The following is a 22,535-nucleotide window of genomic DNA, read 5'->3' as shown; positions in this document are numbered from 1 at the left end:
ACGCTTACAAATTGTTATGAGTCAGTAATTTTATTATTTTAGATTGTATTCCCAAGACGATTATTAGCAAATCTACTCTGCAGACGGGATAGCTATTAATACTTATACGAATTCTATAAATTCCGCCAATCATGTAACTGATTAAAAGTATGAATCTTTACCCAATACTGGTATTAATACTGATATAGGTAGTAAAGATTGCAAAGCAATCTTTACTATCAGCAAGAATCATAGGAGTTTTAGATAATTAAAAATGTTTGCTCTATTTCAGTGACAAAGGTAAAAATAACGTCTTAGTTTTACTGAAAAGCGATCGTATTTTTCTTATAACCCTTCAACTACAAATTCTTGAGCAGTAACTTTTATTGTTTGATGCTCAAGTCACAAATCATTTATCTAGTTGATTCTCTTATCAACATAGAAAAAATCTATAGTAGCTATTACATTTCTCAACAAAATTCTCACTGTTAATTTTTTTAAATAAAATTATTGTGTTTGTATTACCAGTATATGCACGGAAAAAGTAAATATTTTATTGCCAACAAAAAATCAGTAGAAATCAGCAGGTGTTAGCTTAACTTTTTCCTTATAAAGGTAATTAAGAAGTTTACAAAGAAACTTTGGCAAATAATAAAGAGCAACTTAATTATGTTCTTGAAATCAATTGAAGCCATTTCAACAATTTACTAAGGAACTCACTATGAAGTCTACTTTACATCGTACAATTATTGTCTCCGGATTATTTTTTAGTACTGTTACAGCTTTTTCTTCTGCTGCGTTTGCGGATACCGTCAACTTGAGTGGTAATGTACCATCAATCCTCGAAATGACAACAACAGCGACAGCAGCGGCTAGTGCTTTGGAGTTACCAACTAGTGCAGACACTAAGGTAGTTCAGGTTGCCGATATTGCATTTGAAACAAATGACGCTGAAGGTGTAACTATTACCGCTACAAGTGGAACATTAACGAAAACTGGCGGACAAACTCCAATTGATTTCCAAGTCAAATTACTTGCTGACGGTACAGCCAGTCCTGGCTCCACTGATTTTGCTAGTGGTAATACCACTCATACGACTAATAGTGCTGGAATAGGAGCGGCTGACTTGTACATTACATACACAACAGCAGAATATCAAGACCCAGGTGCATACAGTGGCAATATCAATGTCACCATTGCTGACAATTCCTAAGTTAGATACTGGAATAGGGCAATCTACTTAAGTTTGTCCTATTTTTATTAAATATTTTTTCAAAACTATCGTAAACAAAAAAGTATCTTTCGTTAATTAACTCAGCTTATGAAAAACACATTAAAACTCATTTTTCTATTTTTTTCATTCATTCTATTATCTGATGTCCAACCAGCTTTGTCTTTTCAATTACTACCAATTTCGCGAATATTCTCGCCTACTGGTTCTGAAGCAACTCAATCTTATCAAGTTATTAATGATACACAAGAGAAGTTAGCAGTAGAAGTTTCTATTGTTGAGCGGCAAATCGATATTGCCGGTCAAGAAAGCCATAAACAAGCAGAAGATGACTTTCTAATTTATCCACCACAAATTTTATTAAATCCTGGTGAATCGCAAACTGTTAGAGTTACATGGTTAGGTGAGCCGAAACCAAGCAAAGAACTCGCATACCGTCTTGTTGCCGAACAATTACCAATTAATTTAGGAAAACCGCAAGATAATCAATCTCAACCTGTTGGTGCAGTTAAATTATTAATGCGTTATTTGGGTTCCATATACATTAGACCCACAAATGTCAAACAAAATGTAGTTTTAGAAACTGTTGAACCACTTCAGGGAAAAAATGACGAAAAGCAACTAGCAATTACTTTACACAATCAAGGCACAGCTCATGCAGTGTTAAAAAATCTGCAGTTACAGTTGAGTGCTGCGGGTCAAAAATTGATGGTTAATCTCAAAGGCGAACAACTTGCAGCAATGAACAACGCTGTGATCCTTCCTGGTAACAAACGGCGTTTTATTATTCCTCATCCACCTGAACTACCTACAGGTGCTGTCACTGCAACGTTGGATTTTTCCCGCAATTAAACAAGCAGCAGTATATCCAAATTATATTTATTAAATTGGGTAAAAATCATTGAGAAAAATAAAATTATTTGCTTAAGCAGTGTTGTTTTATTATCGTTTCTGCCAGCAATCGCTCAAGGTCAACAGTTAAATTCTCAGGAAAATGTAACTCAATTGCCAAACTCGGCAGAAGATCAAGCACTATTTGAAAGTATTTTTGGTCGTCCGCAACATCAAAACTCTATTCAACAAGTTGTTGTTCCTTTTTTCATTAATGAGCAAGCACAGGGACAAATAAAGATTTTACTTTTGTCCACTGAATCGCAAGTTCAGTGGCAAGCAAAACAATTTCTTGAAAAAACTGCCAAAATTGTGCGTTCAGATATTCAAGAAAAGTTATTAGCGGCTGTAGATAGGGCAGGGCATTTATCACTTGAAGCATTACGGCAAATTGGTTTAACAGCCAATTTCGATCAACGTCAATTGCAACTACATATCCAAGTTTCTCCAGCACAAAGACGCACAAACATCCAAAGTTTACGACAAGAAAAATTACCACCAGGAATCGAAAATGCAATTCATCCTAGCACTTTAAGCGGTTACGTTAATCTGCGTGGCGGGCAAGATTTAGTTTGGTCGGCAGAACAAGCAGGACGTCAACCTCTACGTCTGAGTGTAGACGGTGCTGTTAATTATAGAGGATGGGTGCTTGAAGGGAGTGCTGATTTTCGTGAGGGCGGAAAACCCGCGTGGGAAAGTGGTGATTTAAGGTTGTTGCGCGATCATCTAGAGCGATCGCTGCGCTATATTATTGGAGATTTATCAGTTCCTGTAACAGGCTACCAAAGTAGTCGCCCGATGGTAGGAGTTACGGTAGCTAAAAATTTTGCGCTACAACCGTATCGCGTCACGCGCCCAATTAACGAATACGAGTTTTTTCTAGAAAGTCCCTCAAAAGTTGAAGTTTTAATTAATGGTCGCCTTGTCCAAACGCTACAACTTGCTCCTGGGAAACAAAATATTCGTGACTTACCTTTGAGTGGTGGTATTAATGAAGTACAACTGATTATTACCGATCCTGTAGGTCGCGTCCAGCGGCTCAGTTTTCCTACAGCGGGAGCAAGTGAATTATTAGCACCAGGATTGCAACAGTTTGCCTATAGTTTGGGCTTTCCTTCCAGTAAAAAAGGCAATCGAAGTTATGATTTTACGCAACCGACGTTAACTTTATCGCATCGTTGGGGAGTTACAGATAATCTCACGTTAGGAGGCTACTTACAAGCCGACTTGCAACAACAAATTCTTGGTTTTGAAGGTGCTTGGGCAACTGCTTACGGTAACTTTGGCTGGGATTTGGCAATGAGTCACGCCAGCAGTGTTGGTACAGATTATGCTTTCAAAGTTCGCTACGACTACAGCAAAGGCGGAAATGTAAATGCGTCGCCTCCCAATTTTGGTTTAACTTTAGAACATCGAGGATCGCGATTTGCCAAGTTAAATTCGGATGCCGATGACACATCTAGTTTTGACCTCACAGCATATTATCGCCAAAAAATTTGGGGTATGAGTGCTAATTTAAGTGGTAGTTATGAATTTGGTAGCGACGCGAGCGCGGATGCTTACAATATTTCGCTGGGGCTTGCTAAATCATTCGGCAATGGCTTAGGAGTCAACCTTAACCTTAACCACAGACAAGACACCATAGGAAAAGACGAACAAAGTGCTTATTTGAGCTTATCTTGGTTTTTACCCCGCAAACGTCAATCAATTACAGTAACAACTGCAGTTAGTAGCGCTGATGATATAAGTCATAAGCTTACCTGGAACCAGAGTGCTCGTAAGACAACTGGTGGGATTAACACATCTTTAGGACTAGCGCACAACTCCGATGGCGTTGGATTAACAAGTCGGTTATCTTACACCGGTTATCGGGCAGTTTTCGATTTTTCGCATGGTATGACGCTGACGCAAGATGTTAATGAAGCAATGAGTCATGTGAGTAGACTGACGTTTGGCACCGCGTTTGTCTTTGCAGATGGTCATTTTGGTTGGTCAAGACCAATTAATAATAGCTTTGCGTTATTAGTCCCTCACGATAATTTACGCGCCTACAAAATTGGCATTAATCCGAGTGGCAACGGTTATACGGCTCGAATCGATCGACAAGGTGCGGCAGTGGTTCCCATACAACCTTACCGAGTTTCTACAATACGGCTCGATGCTCCCAATTTGCCTATTGGTTACAGTTTAGGTTCTGACTCGCATACCGTACTACCTAGTTATAAAAGCGGTACGCTGATTCGTGTTGGTAGCGATGCTACAGTGATTCTAAAAGGAGTGCTAGTTGATAGTAATAATAATCCAGTAACTTTACAAGCTGGTGAGATTACATCGCTTACTCAGCAAGATCAGCAGCCACTTCAATTATTTACCAATAAGACAGGTCGCTTTGTTGTTGAAGGATTGCAGCCAGGGAAATATGAGTTGACTTTGTTTAGCGATCGCCCAACTAAAATTCACTTTGAAATTCCTAGCGAGCAAACCGGAATTTATGATATTGGAAAAATCCAATTACCGCTCAATAGTAATAACTTATAAAAATCTTGATTACTCACATTTAAAACTGACACATGACAATTCTTAATTACTAGCGCTGCATAGCTTTCATCATGTTAAATTAAATCAATTAAACAACTAAGAAAGAATATTGTTTTAATAATTTATCTCTTAATTTAAATCATTAAATGTACTAAAATGCGCTTAATTTTGTTACTAGGTAAAGAGTTACAGTTATGGTAGTAGGGCGAACTATCGGTCGCAATCGCAGAGCAGTAACAGGTTTTTTTAGAGATTTTCGGGAATTTGCCCTCAAGGGAAATGTTGTCGAACTTGCGATCGCAGTTATTATTGGTGGTGCATTTGGCAATATTGTTACCTCTTTTGCACAAGATATCGTTATGCCATTAATTAATCCGCTGATTCCAGCAGGAGATTGGCGTGAGTTAGTCATTAATACAAGTCCAAACGATGGTATAAGAATCGGCAGTTTTCTAGGCTCAGTAGTTGATTTTGTTATTATTGCGCTAGCGCTGTATTTGGCTATCCGTGCTTTAGCTCGATTCAAGCGCCAAGAAGAACTCGCGCCACCAGAACCTACTGAGCAAGAGTGTCCTTATTGCCTGACTAAAATACATATTGCTGCAACTCGTTGCCCTGCTTGTACCTCAGAATTGTCACCCCAAAGCCCGATAATAAGCTAAAGAAATCAGATTTTTAGTATTTACATATGATTGCTGCAAAGACTGCTCCAGAAATAGCCTCTCGCTTAGTTAATCGAGTATTAGCAATTCCCCCGTTAGCCAATTTAGCCAAACACCAAGCACGACAAATGATGATCAAACGTGCAGAAAGAATTGGTGTTCCCTGGACAAAGCAAGTCCAGGAATTAAGACAAATCGACTGGGATACTCAACTTGCACAAATTGAAAATGCTCAATTAAAGTATCCTGATTATTATTGCTGTTCGTTTCATGCTTACGAGCAAGGTAACTTAAGTTGGGATGCTGCTTTAGAAGTTGAAGTCGCAGCCCGCGCAGTTCATGCAGGTATCTGGGCAGATGCAGGCGCAGAAGGTGATTTTCGACTCCGCGCTTCTTATCATGAAATCTTGCAAAACCAAATCGCGCCACCTCGCGATATCCTCGATTTAGGCTGTAGTGTGGGAATGAGTACATTTGCACTGCAAGCAATTTATCCGCAAGCCAAAATTACAGGTTTGGATTTATCTCCTTATTTCCTGGCGGTGGCTAACTACCGCGCCCAGCAACAGAATACTCAAGTTAATTGGGTACACGCAGCAGCAGAATCAACAGGACTCACATCAGAATCCTTTGATTTAGTCTCTATCTTTTTAATGTGTCACGAACTTCCACAATCAGCAACGCGGCAAATTTTCCAAGAAGCACGACGCTTGCTTCGTCCTAATGGCTATTTGGCGATTATGGATATGAACCCACAATCAGAAATTTATGCTAAAATGCCTCCTTATATTTTGACGTTGCTGAAAAGTACTGAACCGTATCTTGATGAGTATTTTGCCCTGGATATTGAGGAAACATTAATGGCTGCTGGTTTTCAGGATGTGATGATTGCTCCCAACACTCCCCGCCATCGCACTATCACCGCGCAAGTACCTGTTGCCTAAAGTTGTAGCCCACATGCGTGGGCTGTTGCACTAGTGTACGAGTTCCTTGAACTCTAAACTTTCATTTGTAACTGCTTTATCAGCTTGATCGCAGTAAATCTCGCAAGAGTTGTTGGGACTTTCAATCAGTTTAACTTTATGTAATGTAGCTCCCAGTTCTTGGATAGGCGATCGCAACACGTTACTAATATACGCTGCGATATTTTCGGCAGTGGGGACGACTTCAGTAAAATAGGCAACATCTTTGTTTAGAAAGGTATGATCTAGTGGTTCAATAACCAAATCGTCTACAATTTTCTGCAATGCACCCAAATCGACTAGCATTCCAGTACGCACGTCAATATCACCTTTAACTGTGATTTCTAAATGATAATTGTGTCCGTGTCCATTGGGACGAGCGCACTTACCGTAGATTTCCGAGTTTTCTTCGTAACTCAGATCCGGACGTGCTAGCCGATGCGCAGCACTAAAGTGGGTACTAAGTGTCAAGTAAGCTTCCATATCGTTTCCTTGATATTCTGCCCAAAGTTCTGGATGTTCAAATAATTGGATGCGGACTAAAGGTAAGTAAGGTGCTAGCCGCTGCCAAATTACTCTGGCAATATTTTCTGTGGTAGGTAGTGTTTTTTGAAATTCTGTCCAAACATCATTGAGAGAAGAAAAGTCTAATTGACTAGTCACTTCTCGCTTGATCACCTGTTTGACTTCGGATAAATTCTGTACCATGCCATATTCATCGAGTTCACCAGCAAGGGAAACATATAAAACATAGTTGTGTCCGTGTCCTGGTGTCTGCGAGCAAAGTCCAAACCGCTGGGTGTTTTCTGCCTCACTTAATTCGGGTAGCCAATAGCGATGGCTAGCTGAAAACTGGGCGCGACGATTGACAATGCATTGCATGAGTACACAAGTTATTAATGTAAAGTTTTTTGAATGATACTGTTATCAGCATAAACTATTAGCGTAAGCCTTGCACCTGACGCTGAGTTGTGACTGCAACCAATGTTTGATTCCCGTTTCTGTCCGCGTGAGTTTACACAGTTTCCTGTCGAGTTTGGCTGGCAACAGTTGCGATCGCCAATTTTACTATTCTTGGCAACTCTCATTGTCGTGCTTGTTAGCCTGTGGCTGATTGCTCGGATCTGGCGGCGCAAGTTTCAAAAATTGATCCTTCCCAGCATGGCTATATTACTATGTAGCTTAATTGCGATCGGGTTGATATCAGTCGTTGCTGTCAATGGATTGTTTCTTCCTGCTGATCCTGGAACTTCTGTCGATGCCATTGTTATTTTAGGTCGAGGCAGAGCTTTAAGGATGGATCGGGCTAGAGTAGCCACTCAATTGTGGCAAGCCAAAAGAGCGCCCATTATTTTTGTCAGTGGTAGGGGAGATGCTTTACCGATTATCGAGTTATTGATAGCCCAAAGTGTTCCACAGCAAGTTGTTGATGGTGAAAATTGTTCTTTAACCACAAAGGAAAATGCGATTTTTTCAGCAGCAATTTTACAACAACGAAATATTCAGCGCATTATCCTAGTCAGCGATGCTCCTCATATGTGGCGATCGCTGATCGAATTTCGTGCTTATGGATTCTCAGTCATTCCACGCACGAGTCGCTTACCAGCCAGGTGGGGTTTTCGCCAAAAAGCTTACTTAGCCTTACGCGAATCAGTTGGTTTACCGTGGTATCTTTTACGACAAATTGCTACGCCCCCTGCTTCAATCCCACCAGACACGAAACTAGCATCTTTGCTCAAAAAAGCCCAGCAGTACGGTCAACAACACTTCTATCTTGATCGAGAAGGGTAAAGGGAAAATGGTAAAAGTTTTGTTTTAGTGTACAAAGGTACACTTTGCTTAGGTAGCCCCCGACTTCAGTGGGAGGACATCTGTTAAGCAATCACCTCTAGCGATTCTTGAGCTTCACAATGTAAGCCAGCGGCGATCCGAAACAACTCTTGACCCATATGTAAGTAGCGATCGTCATAATTGAGTGGAAAGTAACTCAACTCTTCTAATCCATCTCCTACTTGATTAAGGCAATAATACAAGTGCGCCGCTGCTCCTGCAACAGTAGGTGGATTAGGAAGTGAACGAAACGTTGTTTGTGCTTGTTTTAACCAGTCGCGACAGTCATGTAAGTAATCCTCAAAATCTGCTAGCAATTCATCATCAAAAGGATCTGCCGCTAACTGCTCAATTTGTTCTTCTAAGGAATTGAGAATTCGACAAATGAGACGATTCACAGGCTGATAAACTTGGTGCAGCCAGTGTGCTAATTCCTCATCAGCATCTCTTCCTGTTTGACGTGAAGCACGATATTGATTTTGAACTGTAGCTGTCCGCTGTTGCCGTTCGCGGCGTTCTTGTCTAAATTGATTATTTGACAGTTGTTTATCATAGGAGTGCCGTTTTTGAGCGTCTCCTAAAACTTCGTATGCCGCGTTAATGCGAATAATTTCCTCGCGATCCACATCCTGATTACTATCAGGATGAAACTTTTTTACCAAGCGGCGATAGGCTTGTTTGATCTCCGCTTGGCTAGCTGCTGCATTAACGTCTAAAGTGTCGTAGTGATTAGATGCCATGACACCTACTGTAGCGTTAACTAACTAACGGTAGCAGGTAATTTTGGCTCTAAATCTTGAAACAATGGTGTACTCAAGTATCGTTCGCCAAAGCTAGGTTGAATCATCACAATTAGTTTGCCTTTGTTTTCTGAGCGCTGTGCTACTCGAATTGCTGCACATAACGCAGCACCACTAGAAATCCCTGAAAGTAAACCTTCTTCGCGTGCTAATCGACGTCCGTAGGCGATCGCTTCCTCATCAGTTACTGCGATCACTTCGTCAATCATATCTACGCGCAAGACTTGGGGGATAAACCCTGCACCAATTCCTTGGATTTTGTGCGGTCCTGGTTTGCCACCAGAAAGGACGGGGCTGTTTGTCGGTTCAACAGCGATCGCCTTAAAACTTGGCTTGCGAGCTTTTATCACTTCAGCAACACCAGTAATTGTGCCACCAGTTCCTACACCAGCGACCATAAAATCAATCTGCCCGTCAGTGTCTTGCCACAGTTCTTCTGCTGTTGTTTCTCGATGAATTTGGGCATTTGCAGGGTTGCGGAACTGTTGCAGCATGTAAGCATGTGGAGTATTTTCTACAATTAACTGTGCCCGTCGAATTGCCCCACTCATTCCCTCTATTCCTGGAGTAAGTTCTAATTCTGCACCGTAAGCCCGCAGCATCGCCCGCCTTTCGGCACTCATTGTTTCAGGCATTGTTAAAATTAAGCGATATCCTTTAGCTGCTGCTGCCATTGCTAAGGCAATTCCTGTGTTACCTGAAGTTGGTTCAACTAAAATTGTCTTCCCAGGAGTAATGAGTTTCTCCTTTTCTGCTGCTTTAATCATACTAAAACCAATGCGATCCTTAACCGAGGCGGAAGGATTCATACTTTCTAGTTTCACGACTACCCGCGCTACGCAGCCCTCAGATTGGGGAATACGATTGAGTTGTACTAAAGGTGTGCGACCGATTAATTCTGTAATATTCTGAGCAATACGCATAGTTTTAGTTCAGAGGAATTTGAATGAAAATGTAAAAAGTAAAGGGAACTGAGAAGAGAAAAATTTAATCACTATTCACTACTCACTTGCTCCTCGCCCCTAAATGTAATACATAATGTTCAACTGCTTTCTAGCTGCTCGCTGCTCGCAAAGATTTTGCAGTGTATATTTTTGTAAGACAGAATTAGCTGCTTGACGCGATTCTTGCCAAACTTCTTGAACAACAGCACTCTCTACTGTTTTTGGTTGAGCTTCATCCTCAGAAGTAGCAGTTTCTAAACCTTCTAAGCAAAATATGACATCTAGCAAGGTAATTTTCCAAGGCTCTCGTGCCAAGATATAACCACCTTTTGCACCTCTTTGGCTTTTTACTATACCGCCACGCCTCAATGTTGCCAACAGTTGCTCTAGATAGCGATCTGGTATTTGCTGTTGGGCAGCAATTTGCCGGATTTGTAGTGGTTCGCCGATTTCATAATTCGTTGCTAGCTCTAAGAGAGCAAGAAGCGCATATTCAGTCTTACACGAAATTTCCACAGGCTACACAAACGTGATAGGTTATTAGGCTTTTATCCGCTCTTTTTCAATTATACTCCGGTTCTCCACTGGGGTTTGTTATTTTAAATAGCTTAACGCTTCAGATTTTATTAGACATCTTGCATGAATGCTTGGCAAATAAATTCGCAGCTAAACACACTAAGTCCACCTTCGTGGACTTACTAGTAAAACTCTCAATTTAGTGTGCGCTCGTCAACTTCGTTTGCGTAGCCCCGACTTTAGTCGCAGAGCATCTACGATTCATGCAGGAGGTCTATCAAATAGCTTCAACATAGGACGAGAAAAAAAAACCCGCTGATTGCGGGTTTCATATTTTATTTAGTTCAAACAGCGCAGTAACAACCTAGAAGTTGAAGGTTGTCCGGAGTGTACCAATAACGACATCTGAGTTATCATTATTTTGCCCTGGAGAACTTAACCAAATCACACCGGGTGTAATCGAGACATTGTCGGTTAGCTGATATCTGTAGAAGCCTTCAACATGTAAACCATAATCACGCTCGAAACCTACTACACCAGGAGCATCAACGCCTCTTAAAGTAGGTTCTACACCGGCGAAGATACCCAAGAGGTTGCCTTCTTTACCCAAGTCTGGGAAAGCAACTCCACCACCAAAGGTCCAAATATCAGCACCACCGCGACCTAGAAGCGTAGCATTTGTATAAGTACCGAAGCCACTCAAGGAAATTCTATCGCTTAAGCGGAGTGCAGCCGATACACCATACGAGTTAGTTACTGTTGGTCCTGTTAATAGACCTGGAACGCCATCTACGAAGCCGTCACCACTGATATCGGCAAGGTTTGCTTGGGTAGTACCAACAACTGGACCAGCCGACTGATTACCGAATGAACCACCGATATCGTAAATTCCGTTACCAGTGGTGTGATAACCGTGGACATAAGTTGCTGCTAAAGCAACGCGATCGCCAAGATTGAAGTTCAACTGAGCTAACGCGGCATAGTCACCGTTACCAATACCTGCACTCAGACCTGGGTCTGCTGCATTATCTGCTAAGTAACCTACTGTTAAAGAACTTGGTCTGAGAACACCTTCACCACCAAATGCTAGTGTTAAACCACCACCAGCGCCACCTCCAATCCGATAGATTGGGTTTTGTTGTGCGAAGGTAGATAGCGCACCTCTACCACCGTCGTAGTCCTCGAAGTAAGGGTTAGCAGTTGCTGCATAGTCACTATGAACACCACCAGTTGCTGCTAAATAACCTCTAGCCTGTCCAAATAGTGGGAAGTCATAAGCTAACCAATCGACGAAAACGTCGTTGTCGAAGCTTGGTGATACATTAAAGGTTTGTTGACCTTCAAATGTGGCATTCGCACCAGGACCATTAAACGCACTAAAACTAAATGGCTGAGCGTTACCTGTCGATAACCGTGTATGTAAAATATCAGATCCGCCAAAGCTGCTTTGGAAGTCTAAGCGGACGCGGTTTTGCAGTACTGTGTTATCGTCAACGTCATCTCCAAACGTATCAGTCACTGCTGCAACTACTTCACCAACTAATTTAGTTGTTGTGGAGAACTGATTTGCCTCGAGTTCAGCTGTCTGAGCTTCTAAAGCATCTACACGACCGCGTAGTGTTGCGAGTTCTGCTGCAAATTCTTCTTGCAATCGCTGGAGAGTTGCCAGATCTTCACGCCGAACCATATCAGCAGTACCCGCTGCAATCAGTTCGTTTACTCGGTCTAACGCAGCGTTCAAACCAGCGGCAAACTCATAACGTGTCATCGCACGGTTTCCACGATATGTTCCATCGGGATAACCTGCAATCACTCCGTAGCGTTCTACAAGGGATTGTAATGCTTGGAATGCCCAATCTGTCGGTTGTACGTCAGATAGTTGAGAAACGGAGGTAACTTGCGCAACTGAGTTGACATCGCCCCTGCCTTCGTTGCTGTAGCGGTTGAGTTCGTCTAACGATTCAACTGATGTTGCTTCGGGAGCGGTAGCAGGTACTACTGGGGCTGTAGTTGCTTGGGCTACAGTGATGGGAGCAGGACTCACTTGAGTGACTGCTACTGTTTGGGGTTGAGTGGCAGATGGGTTGATTAGCTGAGCACTTACCGTAGTATTTTGCTCAACAGTATTATCTGCAATTGCAACTACATAATCTGTTGCTGGAGCTTGAGCAGTGTCTTGTTGACCTTCAACCTGTTGTGGCTGTTCTACTGCGAGCGCAGTAGAGGATACAACTAGTGTTGCTCCTAAAATTGCTGGGCTAAGTAGCAGTGATTTCCACAAGATTCTTGACATTTTTACCTCTTATCCTCACACCTTTTGTAGATAAAAGAATTTCTGTACTCATCACAACTATACGAAATGAGACAGCCTAATGACACCTGTGGAGGAGGTATACCTTAGTGTCTTAAGTTTAACACCGATTAATGCTCGATTAAGTCTGAGTTAATAAATTTAATAGCAATATTTACGATATCTTGTCAGATAAGCCTAGAAAACTCTTGCTTTCAGACAATGAATCAGATTTTGGCAACAACTAGTGATATAAGTAAAGCTTAGCCTCGTCATTTTGAGATAACTCAAGCTGCGGTCAATCACAAGTCAGTGTTTAGTAGCTATGTTCAGTTTAAACAAAAATATAAATGAGCTTCAAAGCATAGAATATTTTAAATACTCATGATTTGTCGCAACCATTTTTCAAGTTTATATTGAACTTGCCATAGCTAATTCTTGACAATAGTTAAATATCTGTACTTTTTCCGTGCTAAGGGTGTAACAAAAATAACATCATAATTTATAAACTTAAATCATAAGCAAATATTACTAATAATAGAAGATAATTTTATCGTACTTATACTAGATACATAAATAAATCAAAGTGAAGTAGATAATAACTAATCGAAAAGATGTTAATGAAGATCAAGCAAGACAGCTTGATCTTCATTAATAACTCTTATCAGCTTTGCTTTTTGGTTTCTATAAAAAGATTAATAAATTTTTGTAATATTTAAGTTATCAATGCATTGGGTTAAAGCCTGCTTAATCTATTGATTTATAGTTTGGTATTGAACTTTGAGGTGAGATGATCTGGATTCTTATGAAAAATATATAAACATAACTATAAAATCAGCCTAAAGGACGTCAATGATTTAACTATTGTTAATTTTATTAAAAATTATTTGTTCTCAATTAAGTAAAATTTAATCTAAAATGTAAAGTAATCAAGTAATTAAAATATCCAGCAAAATTGTAAGATATTAATTATAAAAATTATAAGTTTACTGTTTAGTGCAAAGTATTACTTTGCTTAATACACTGTATTCAACTCAGTTACTGAACAAAACAATAAAGAGGCTCAATGTTAGAAAAAATTCTGCTAGCTGACTCTGGCACTGGTCATTCAGAAGAAATGCTCAAAGCATTGATGGATTTGCCATCGATTCAAAAGGCATCTGTTACAGTTTTGCACGTTGTTCCCTCTCAAGTTAGTGCTGAGATTATGACATCCAAGTGGGAAGAGGGAGGAAAGGTTCTAGCTACAGCAATCCAATCTTTGCAGTTAGATCCAACCAAGGTCTCAGCAATTTTGCGGCAAGGCGATCCCAAAGACATAGTATGCCAAGTCGCAGAGGAGATTGATGCGGATCTTATTATTATGGGTTCGCGCGGCCTCAAACGTTTGCAATCAATTTTGTCTAACTCAGTAAGTCAGTATGTATTTCAATTATCCTCTCGACCAATGTTGTTGGTCAAAGACGATATTTACGTCAAAAAAATCAACCGCATCATGGTGGCAATGGACGGTTCTGATGCAGCAAACCAATGTTTACGATTAGCTTTGTTTCTACTGCGAGACATTAAAGGAGGGCAATTAATTTTAGCCCATGTCGATAAAAGCGCAAGTAGTTCGTCAAGTACGATCGCCTCAGGAGAACAAGATTCTGTGCTAGCAGGAGCGATCGCCGAAGCAAAGAAACTTGGTATACAACCACGCGCTGTATCAACGACAGGTAAACCAGGTGAAGAAATCTGCCGAATTGCAGAAGAAAATAATGTGGACTTGTTAATGCTTGGTTCTCCTGATCGCCGTCCTTCAATTGCCAAAAGTTTTGTTGACCTAGATCGATTGTTGGGTTCTTCTTTATCTGATTACGTGCGTGTAAATGCAAATTGCCCAGTACTGTTGGCTAGAACTGTGGGTTAAGCACAACTCAACTCAAGTCAGCAAGCAAAAACCCCTGTAAATTGCAGGGGTTTTGTTAAAGCATATATTCTTATGAGTCGTTGCGACCTTCGCGGCTAGCAGTCTGAATATACAGAATTATGAGAAACACAGCAGGAACCAGAACGAACAAGATGCTCGCTACGAACCCTAAGTCATTAACTTGCATCGAAAGAAAGCCTCTCGCAGATCGTGAGCTAACAATTTTAGAATAACATCATCGCTGATGTCAGAGAAGAGGAAGAAAGGTTTTTTAGATGAAAGAAGTCTCAAAGAGAAAGTTTAAATGAATTCCATAGTTCTCTAATGCATTAAGGCTTCGTGACTACACTCACAGATCCATTAACTAAGGCTTGGCACGCGAGGCGATAGTTTTTTGGCTTCTTCTTCAATTTTCTGTTTTCAACTTCTGTCCGTGGTGACAAGTTTTCTATTCCTTCTGTAATCTCAACAATACAAGTGCCACATTGACCATAGCCACCACAATTCATCATCTTGCCATAGAGTTTATAAATATCGATGCCATTCTCCATTGCCTTGAGCCGAAGATTAGCACCATCAGCAGCAATGACTTCACGATTTTCTTTCTCAAATTTGATATTAGACATTCCCGCTTCCTCGTTCACCTATGATGAGTGTGTTTTGTATTGTGCAGCGAAGGAGACAGTAGTGCTCGGATTTCCCAAGGATTACTCTCCTCTATTCTGACGACTGAGTAGAGTCTAGTGGTCAGTAATTATGTTGATTTATTAAAAAATATTAAAACATATTGCTGTTCAGTGCGGGCAAGACATTCACTAATTTCGAGATTCTAATTCTTGTTGCTGTTCTAGCACTAATCGCTCATTCAACCAGTCTAGTTCTTCTTTGATTACCGCAATAAACCTATGCCAAACAGCAATTTCATAAAAATCGTCACTCGGTATTGGTTGAACTTCTAAACTTTCAAGGCGCAGACGACAAACCATAATCCGGTGTTCGAGAAGTTTGATGCGTTCGATAGATTCGAGATGACTAAAAAAGAAGTATTTGATGATAAAGCGCGATCGCGCATTGACCCAACTTTCGTGGGGATGTTCTAGCATTTTACGCCGAAAAGCAATCATACCTTGAGAAGTTATGCAATAGATCTTGCGGCTAGGTCCCGCTTCACCTGCTTCTTGAATTAGAGTGGCAATATCACCGCGTTCTTCCAAGCGCCTTAACAAAGGGTAGATTGCACCATAGTTAACACTGATACAGCCACTCATAAACTGCTCTAATTGTTGCTTTAGTCGATAACCGTGCAGTGGTTTGCTCTGCAATATACCTAGGGTTGCTAGCTCAAGCATTATTTTTATGTCAAACTGATAGATTAAAAGACTCTACTAAAGTGAAATTACAAAAATTTATATATCTTCAGACTTAGGACAGAGCCAAATTAACTATTAGCAATATTTAAATACTTTAGTAAAGATAGGGAAAGTGCAAAAGATAAAAGATACAAAGATTTTTCTTTACAACTACTTTGTTAAATTCCTTACAGTTAGATAAATCATTAATGTATGACTGCCCTTACCCAACTCGAAGCCATGCATCAAAATAGAGGAAACACAGCGAGAGGCGGTGCTTTTAGTGTTTAGAATACAGAGCAAAGGGAGCTTTTTTAAGGTTTTGTTCAGCTTAGGTGTCATTGTTACCTTAACAAGCTGCAACACGTTACCAAGCGAAGAGGCAAGTGCGCAACAAAGGCAGTCAGGTGAAAACAGTCAAATAACACCAGTAGATGTTGCTATTGCGCAAAATGGGAGATTAACCGAACCACCAGAATATACAGGTACGACTGCACCAGCACGTGAGGTATCGCTGCGATCGCAAGTTACAGGGCAAGTATTAAATGTGACAGTTGATATCGGAGATAGAGTTAACCAAGGTCAAACTGTAGCTCGACTCGATGATGCGTTACTTGTCAGTGCAGTGAATCAAGCAGAGGCAGAACTTGCCAGCTTACGAGCTGCAGTTGCTCGTGCCCAAAACCAGGTTAGTAACGCTCAAGCACAAGTTGAGCGATCGCGTTTGGAACTACAACAAGCACAAGCAGATCTAGCCCGACAGCAACGCCTTTTGCAAGAAGGAGCAGTTCCTGCACAGCAAGCCGAACAAGCAAGAACCGAAGCCCAAACAGCAGCACAAATTCTACGTGCGGCGCAAGAGCAAGTCCGTACCGAACAACAAGCGGTTGTAGCAGCCCAAAGCCAAGTAACTGCCCAACAAGCTGTTGTCGCGCAAGCCAGAAGACAACAATCTTACGCTCGATTAACGGCACCAATTGCGGGTAGAGTGATGCAACGGTTAACAGAAGTTGGTAACTTTGTGCAACCTAATACCGAGATTGTCCGTATTGGTGACTTTAGTCGCATTCAAGTCAATGTTGAGGTTTCGGAATTAGAACTTGCTAGCATTCGCCAAGGACAAAATGTAACCGTCCAGTTAGATGCTTTTCCTGAGGAAAATTTTACAGGGCAAGTTAGCCGAATATCTCCCGCAGCCGATCAAACAGCGCGATTAATTCCGATTCAAGTCGTCATTCCTAACAGTAACGGACAAATCGGTAGTGGACTTTTGGCACGGATACAGTTTGAAACTGAGGCAACACAACGAGTTGTAATTCCGCAAACAGCGCTGTCACCCAACACAGCCCAAGGATCGCGTCAGCAAGAACAGGAAACGATTTTTGTCGTTTCTGAAGGTGCGGCAACCGAAGGAACTGTAACCGCCCGCAGCGTCACTATAGGAGAAAGTGCAAACGGTCAAGTCGAGATTTTATCAGGTTTGCAACCAGGAGAGCGATTTGTTGCCCGCAGTGGCGGAACATTAACTGATGGAGCAACTGTGCGCTTTTCCATTCTTTCTGAATCACAGCAAGGGAGTTAACTAGGATGCAGCAGCAGGCAAAAGCATCAGGATTAAGTGTAAGTGCGATCGCAATTCGACGGCATATTGGGACACTGATGCTCACCTTGGCAGTGATTGTCATGGGTGTCTTTTATGTCACCTCATTGCCTGTGGATCTGTTGCCATCTATTACTTATCCCCGTATTGGTGTTCGACTCAATGCACCTGGTATTTCACCAGAAGTGGCAATTGATGAAATTACTCGACCCCTAGAAGAAGCTTTATCAGCTACAGAAGGTGTTGTTCAGGTCTACTCGCAAACGCGGGAAGGACAAGTCAGTTTAGATTTATATTTCCAACCAGGAGGAAATATCGATCAAGCTTTGAATGACGCCACAGCAGCACTAAATCGCGGTCGCGGGCAATTACCGACTACAGTTGAAGAACCGAGATTATTTAAGGTTGATCCTTCACAGTTACCTGTATACGAAATCGCACTGACATCACCAGGCTTAGAAGGTGTTGATTTACGCGTGTTTGCTGACGAAGAATTAGCACGAGAACTAACTGTAGTTCCTGGAGTTGCTTCAGTAGATGTCGCAGGTGGTGTTGAGGAAGAAGTTCAAGTCAATATCGATCTCAATCGCCTGCAAGCATTAGGTGTCGGTTTAACGACTGTCTTAAATGAAATAGAAGCCCGTAACCAAGACATTTCTGGTGGACGAATTCGTGGCGAAAACGGTGAACCTCTCACACGGACAGTTGGGCGATTTCAAAGTGCTGACGAAATTCGTAACCTCTCATTTGAGATATCCGAAAGTACAGAACAAACTACCGAAAACAACTCCTCCCTCGCCCCTCGTATCTACCTGCGTGACTTTGCTGAAGTTGTGGATGGTACAGAAGACCAGCGCGTGTTTGTGAACCTCAATAAACAGCCAGCAGTGAAGTTGAGTATTCAAAAACAACCTGACGCTAATACGATTACAGTTGTAGATGGAGTTAAGCAACGCATTGAAGAACTAAGAAGATCGGGTGTGATTCCAGCAGATATGGTGTTGACTGCGACTTTAGATGAATCACAGTTTATTCGCAACTCAATTACTAATGTTGCTACTGCTGGTTTAATTGGTGCTGGACTCGCTGCGATCGCTGTTCTCTTATTTCTAGGTTCACTGCGTCAAACAATCATCATTGTCTGTGCCATTCCCTTAGCAACACTAGCGGCAATTATTTTAATGGGAGTGTTTGGCTTATCTCTCAATGTATTTAGTTTAGGGGGACTCGCCTTAGGTGTAGGCATTGTCGTTGATAACTCAATTGTCATGCTGGAAAATATTGCCGAAGGTGCGGGGATGACTCCTGGCAAAGATGCCAAAACGCAGATGAATTCACAACAACTACTTTCGCAGTCAGTTCGTAGTAGTCAAGAAGTTGAATCAGCTTTGGTAGCGTCAACAAGTACGAACTTAGTCGCTGTCTTGCCGTTTCTGCTGATTGGTGGCTTTTTCTCACTGCTATTTAGTGAATTAATTTTAACTATCAGCTTTGCAGTAGCTGCATCGATTTTGATTGCGATCACTTTTGTGCCAATGGTGACATCACGACTACTTGCAATTCGATGGTCAAGTAAAATTGGTAGATTGTGGATATTACAAGAGTTTAATCGCCGATTTGATGCGGCAACTCAAGGATATAGAAATTTTTTAACGAAGCTTTTACGGTATCGTTTGGTTGTTATTGCGATCGCTTTTCTGATTTTAGGTGGTGGCAGTTTATTTCTTATGGGGCAAATCTCACAAGAAATTCTGCCTCGGATTAGTACTGGACAAGCAACTTTATTTGCACAATTTCCTCCTGGAACTGTTGTCGAAAATAACCGCAAAGTAATGGATGCTGTCGATGACATTCTTTTAGAACAACCTGAAACTGAATATGTTTTCTCGACTGCAGGTGGCTTTCTGTTTGGCAGCAATACGACAGAAAATCCGTTACGGAGTTCGAGTACGATTACTTTAAAATCTGGCAGCAATGTGGAAGCTTTTGTCGATCGAGTTAATCAAGAATTTAATCGACTTAACTTGGCTGGTATTCGTTTACGCTTAAGTCCTGGGCAAGTACGCGGTTTAATTTTGAGTAATTCTCCGGTGCGCGGCGCAGAAGTTGATATTATTTTGCAGGGTGACAACGAACAAAACCTCCGCCAAGCAGGACAACAAATTCTCCAGGCTTTAGATCAGCAAACGACATTAGCAACTTTCCGCCCTGATGCTGACTCTAGACAGCCTGAACTTCAGATTGTCCCTGATTGGGAACGCGTGGCAAGTTTTGGTTTGACAACGCAAGATATTGGTCAGACAATTCAAACTGCGGTTGAAGGATCAGTGCCGACACAATTACAACGTGGCGATCGCTTAGTAGATGTTCGGGTTCAACTCGATCAAGCCGATATCCGAAACCAATCACAGCTTTCACGTTTACCTCTGTTTGTCAACAGTAACCGTCAGATTCGCCTGTTTGATGTTGCGAGCATTCGTGAAGGTCAAGCACCAGGGGAAATTCAACGTATCAATCAACGCCAAGTTTTTATTATCGCAGGTAACTTGAGTGAGGGTGCAAGTTTAGGAGATGCTTTAGCAGAAGTTGATACAGTGCTAGAAAACATTGATTTACCAGAGGGCGTGAGTATTTTACCAAGTTCTGTAGAAGAAACTAATCAACAACTACAGCGATCGCTGCAAATTTTAGGCGGATTGGCGGCGTTTCTAGTTTTTGTTGTCATGGCGGTACAATACAACTCCTTAATCGATCCTTTGGTGATTATGTTCACCGTTCCTTTAGCACTTGCTGGCGGAATTTTTGGACTTTACATCACCGGCACTGCAATCGGTGCTACCGTGCTTGTTGGTGCAGTGTTACTTGTGGGAATTGTTGTAAACAACGCCATTATCATGGTAGAACTTGCTAATCAAATTCGCGATCGCGAAGAAATTGATCGTAAAAGTGCTATTCTCAGAGCCGCACCACAACGCCTGCGTCCAATTTTGATGACGACAATTACGACAGTATTAGGAATGTTTCCACTAGCTTTAGGAATCGGTGAAGGATCAGAATTTCTCCAGCCGCTAGGAGTTGTTGTCTTTTCTGGTTTGTCTTTAGCAACGCTATTAACGCTGTTTATTATTCCTTGCTTTTATGTCATGCTGCACGAAATTAGACTCCAAAAATTAGCAGACAAGCTGAGTAAAAAATTTTCATGATAATTTAGACTTATTAAGAAGGGGTATCCCTCACTCCTCCTGAAACGCTGCCACAATACCTGGTTTATCAAGTAATGAAATCAGTGTTTGCAAATCTGGACAAACGCGCTGAGTGAAATCAAGTTCTTGCACTACAGCATCAAATGTTTTTCCTTGAAATAGCATTTGGTAAGCAATTTCTTCAACTTCTTGCCAAGTCAAATCGCTACCAACATAGGCTTTCGCTACTGCAAACACTAAGTCTTGGTAATCATTTCCTTCTGCTTTAGTCATCATATTGTGATGAATGTCAAAAACTTTGTCAAAAGAGTAGTACCAGCATTTAGGTTGTAGCTTGACAAGTGATTCGTATAAATCTTGATTTTCGTTATCATCAACAGCGCGATCACTTTCACTAGAGATAATAAAACAGGGTGCTGCGGCAATACTATTTTTAGCGCGCTCAAGAAGATCTTGCCCCATGTCCATAAATACGCGCAATGCAGGCATCACAAAACCATCATAGCCGTAACTAATGACTCCCTCTTCAGTACGCCACTGAAAATAGATCGGCATGATCTTAACGATCAAGTCAACAAGAAGATTACTGTTACTTGTATACGGTGCAAATAACAAAGCACGATGAATCAATTCGGGACGTTCTAAAGCTAACCAAGCAGATAAAGTACTTCCTCCTGATAATCCTCCGATCACAACTTGTTCGCCTAATGCTTGCACTTGTTCTAGCCAGTACAAACTAAATCTTTGATAGATGTGTTGTTCCTCTGGTAGCGGAGGCGGATTGTCACTATCCCAATTCCCTGCAAGTCCATGTCCTGGTAATAAAGGAATCACGACATTATAGCCAGCTTGAAAAAAGGCTTCTCCGATTGGCAGAAACTGTTCAGGAGTAGCCGTAAATCCATGAAAGAACAAACACACCTTGGAAGTACGTTGTGCTTGTAATAAAAACCGCGAGCGACAGTTGTCGTTCATCAAAGATAGTGCTTTTTCGCGTGTCCTAGTTTCTCTGACAAGCGCTGCGGTGATATTTGAGTAATCTGACATCTGCAATTAGAAAACCAATTTCCAGCATAACTGCACTTGGGATTTGTGCCAAGGCTGCCATCACTTCAGTTTTCCTTGTCGTCACCATAATTCGTAATTACGAATTATTTTGAGTTTCTGAGAAAATAACATCTTCATAAAGTGCGGCTAGAGTTGCCTTAAAGTCAATATTATCGAGCCGAAATGATGTCTGTTGTGGCGTGTAAAACTGCAATACCCATAGCCCTTGTTCGTTACGTCTGAAGCACTCAACTCGCTGCCGCTTGGTATTAATCAGCACGTATTCGCGTAAGGTTTCTAGTTCTTGATAATCAACAAACTTATCACCGCGATCGCCAGCTTCAGTAGAATCAGATAAAACTTCGACAATTAGATTAGGAAATCGCTTGTAAGTAGATCTTTCCAAATCGCGCGGATCGCAAGTAACCATGACATCAGGGTAGTAAAAGCGATTGAGCGATTCAATACGTACTTTCATGTCAGCAATATAAACGCGGCAACCAGAACCTCTGACATGGGTGCGAAGCAGCGTGGCAAGATTAAGGGCAATAGTAACGTGAGCGTCGCTTGCTCTAGCCATAGCGTAGACTTGCCCATCAATATATTCGTGTTTGGTGTCGCTTCGAGCTTCTAAATTGAGGTATTCATCGGCAGTGAGGTAAGACTGTTGAGGGGAAGCAATCATGGCTAGAAAAGGTGTAATGATGTCGCTAACGCTTTACTTTTAAGGTAGCGTCTCTTGCCCAACGGCTGCGTAAGTTGTAACTTGAGCTTGAAACCT

Annotated in this window: 19 protein-coding genes; 9 read left to right on the top strand and 10 right to left on the bottom strand. The window is 41.5% G+C overall.

The genetic code is table 11. The annotated features are described in order from the left end of the window. The first annotated feature begins 700 nt into the window (after window positions 1–700). From CSQ79_RS18910 to CSQ79_RS18890, 5 genes are all read left to right on the top strand, one after another. A complete protein-coding gene (locus CSQ79_RS18910; protein WP_099702708.1) occupies window positions 701–1,192 on the top strand; it encodes a hypothetical protein in 492 nt (163 codons plus the stop codon). A 108-nt stretch (window positions 1,193–1,300) separates the two neighbouring features. Continuing rightward, window positions 1,301–2,062, top strand: a complete 762-nt coding sequence (locus CSQ79_RS18905) for a fimbrial biogenesis chaperone (RefSeq protein WP_099702707.1) — start codon at window positions 1,301–1,303, stop codon at window positions 2,060–2,062. Between the two features lie 153 nt (window positions 2,063–2,215). Then, complete coding sequence (locus CSQ79_RS18900) at window positions 2,216–4,639, top strand: fimbria/pilus outer membrane usher protein (RefSeq protein WP_289501314.1); 2,424 nt, start codon at window positions 2,216–2,218, stop codon at window positions 4,637–4,639. 194 nt (window positions 4,640–4,833) lie between these two features. Beyond that, a complete protein-coding gene (gene mscL, locus CSQ79_RS18895) occupies window positions 4,834–5,301 on the top strand; it encodes a large conductance mechanosensitive channel protein MscL (RefSeq protein ID WP_099702705.1) in 468 nt (155 codons plus the stop codon). Between the two features lie 26 nt (window positions 5,302–5,327). Continuing rightward, window positions 5,328–6,245: a class I SAM-dependent methyltransferase gene (locus CSQ79_RS18890; protein ID WP_099702704.1), complete on the top strand. Its 918-nt coding sequence runs from the start codon at window positions 5,328–5,330 to the stop codon at window positions 6,243–6,245. A 30-nt stretch (window positions 6,246–6,275) separates the two neighbouring features. On the opposite strand, the gene CSQ79_RS18885 is transcribed toward CSQ79_RS18890, so the two are convergent. After that, the gene (locus tag CSQ79_RS18885) at window positions 6,276–7,145 is read right to left on the bottom strand and encodes a 6-pyruvoyl trahydropterin synthase family protein (RefSeq protein WP_099702703.1); all 870 of its coding nucleotides are present in this window, start codon (window positions 7,143–7,145) and stop codon (window positions 6,276–6,278) included. A 102-nt stretch (window positions 7,146–7,247) separates the two neighbouring features. On the opposite strand from CSQ79_RS18885, the gene CSQ79_RS18880 reads away from it, so the two are divergent. After that, window positions 7,248–8,054 carry a YdcF family protein gene (locus CSQ79_RS18880; RefSeq protein WP_099702702.1) on the top strand — a complete coding sequence of 269 codons (807 nt, stop codon included), beginning with the start codon at window positions 7,248–7,250 and terminating at the stop codon, window positions 8,052–8,054. A gap of 83 nt (window positions 8,055–8,137) precedes the next feature. On the opposite strand, the gene CSQ79_RS18875 is transcribed toward CSQ79_RS18880, so the two are convergent. From CSQ79_RS18875 to CSQ79_RS18860, 4 genes are all read right to left on the bottom strand, one after another. Further along, window positions 8,138–8,833, bottom strand: a complete 696-nt coding sequence (locus CSQ79_RS18875) for a J domain-containing protein (protein ID WP_099702701.1) — start codon at window positions 8,831–8,833, stop codon at window positions 8,138–8,140. Window positions 8,834–8,853: 20 nt separating this feature from the next. Beyond that, complete coding sequence (cysK, locus tag CSQ79_RS18870; protein ID WP_099702700.1) at window positions 8,854–9,816, bottom strand: cysteine synthase A; 963 nt, start codon at window positions 9,814–9,816, stop codon at window positions 8,854–8,856. Window positions 9,817–9,915: 99 nt separating this feature from the next. Next, on the bottom strand, window positions 9,916–10,353 hold the full coding sequence (locus tag CSQ79_RS18865) for an RrF2 family transcriptional regulator (RefSeq protein WP_099702699.1): 438 nt from the start codon (window positions 10,351–10,353) through the stop codon (window positions 9,916–9,918). A 364-nt stretch (window positions 10,354–10,717) separates the two neighbouring features. Continuing rightward, window positions 10,718–12,646, bottom strand: a complete 1,929-nt coding sequence (locus CSQ79_RS18860) for an iron uptake porin (protein WP_099702698.1) — start codon at window positions 12,644–12,646, stop codon at window positions 10,718–10,720. A gap of 1,063 nt (window positions 12,647–13,709) precedes the next feature. Between CSQ79_RS18860 and CSQ79_RS18855 the strand changes: the two genes are divergently transcribed. Next, window positions 13,710–14,555, top strand: a complete 846-nt coding sequence (locus CSQ79_RS18855) for a universal stress protein (protein ID WP_099702697.1) — start codon at window positions 13,710–13,712, stop codon at window positions 14,553–14,555. Between the two features lie 70 nt (window positions 14,556–14,625). Here the strand turns inward: CSQ79_RS18855 and psbM are convergent, their stop codons facing one another. From psbM to CSQ79_RS18840, 3 genes are all read right to left on the bottom strand, one after another. Continuing rightward, entirely contained in the window at window positions 14,626–14,742 is a 117-nt protein-coding gene (gene psbM / locus CSQ79_RS18850; RefSeq protein WP_015190115.1) for a photosystem II reaction center protein PsbM, read from the bottom strand. A 142-nt stretch (window positions 14,743–14,884) separates the two neighbouring features. Continuing rightward, window positions 14,885–15,181 (bottom strand): 2Fe-2S iron-sulfur cluster-binding protein, encoded by a 297-nt coding sequence (locus CSQ79_RS18845; protein ID WP_099702777.1) that lies wholly within the window; start codon window positions 15,179–15,181, stop codon window positions 14,885–14,887. Window positions 15,182–15,370: 189 nt separating this feature from the next. Next, the gene (locus CSQ79_RS18840; RefSeq protein ID WP_099702696.1) at window positions 15,371–15,904 is read right to left on the bottom strand and encodes a PadR family transcriptional regulator; all 534 of its coding nucleotides are present in this window, start codon (window positions 15,902–15,904) and stop codon (window positions 15,371–15,373) included. Between the two features lie 322 nt (window positions 15,905–16,226). Between CSQ79_RS18840 and CSQ79_RS18835 the strand changes: the two genes are divergently transcribed. Together CSQ79_RS18835 and CSQ79_RS18830 are read left to right on the top strand one after the other, a co-directional pair. Beyond that, on the top strand, window positions 16,227–17,486 hold the full coding sequence (locus CSQ79_RS18835; protein ID WP_289501313.1) for an efflux RND transporter periplasmic adaptor subunit: 1,260 nt from the start codon (window positions 16,227–16,229) through the stop codon (window positions 17,484–17,486). A gap of 5 nt (window positions 17,487–17,491) precedes the next feature. Next, window positions 17,492–20,707: an efflux RND transporter permease subunit gene (locus CSQ79_RS18830; RefSeq protein ID WP_099702695.1), complete on the top strand. Its 3,216-nt coding sequence runs from the start codon at window positions 17,492–17,494 to the stop codon at window positions 20,705–20,707. Window positions 20,708–20,737: 30 nt separating this feature from the next. Here the strand turns inward: CSQ79_RS18830 and CSQ79_RS18825 are convergent, their stop codons facing one another. Both CSQ79_RS18825 and CSQ79_RS18820 read right to left on the bottom strand, forming a co-directional pair. After that, window positions 20,738–21,754, bottom strand: a complete 1,017-nt coding sequence (locus CSQ79_RS18825) for an alpha/beta hydrolase (protein ID WP_099702694.1) — start codon at window positions 21,752–21,754, stop codon at window positions 20,738–20,740. 97 nt (window positions 21,755–21,851) lie between these two features. Continuing rightward, on the bottom strand, window positions 21,852–22,439 hold the full coding sequence (locus CSQ79_RS18820) for a Uma2 family endonuclease (protein ID WP_099702693.1): 588 nt from the start codon (window positions 22,437–22,439) through the stop codon (window positions 21,852–21,854). Between the last annotated feature and the right edge of the window lie 96 nt (window positions 22,440–22,535).

The organism is Gloeocapsopsis sp. IPPAS B-1203, assembly GCF_002749975.1.
Lineage (GTDB): Bacteria > Cyanobacteriota > Cyanobacteriia > Cyanobacteriales > Chroococcidiopsidaceae > Gloeocapsopsis.
This window is presented reverse-complemented; position numbering and strand designations above follow the sequence as displayed.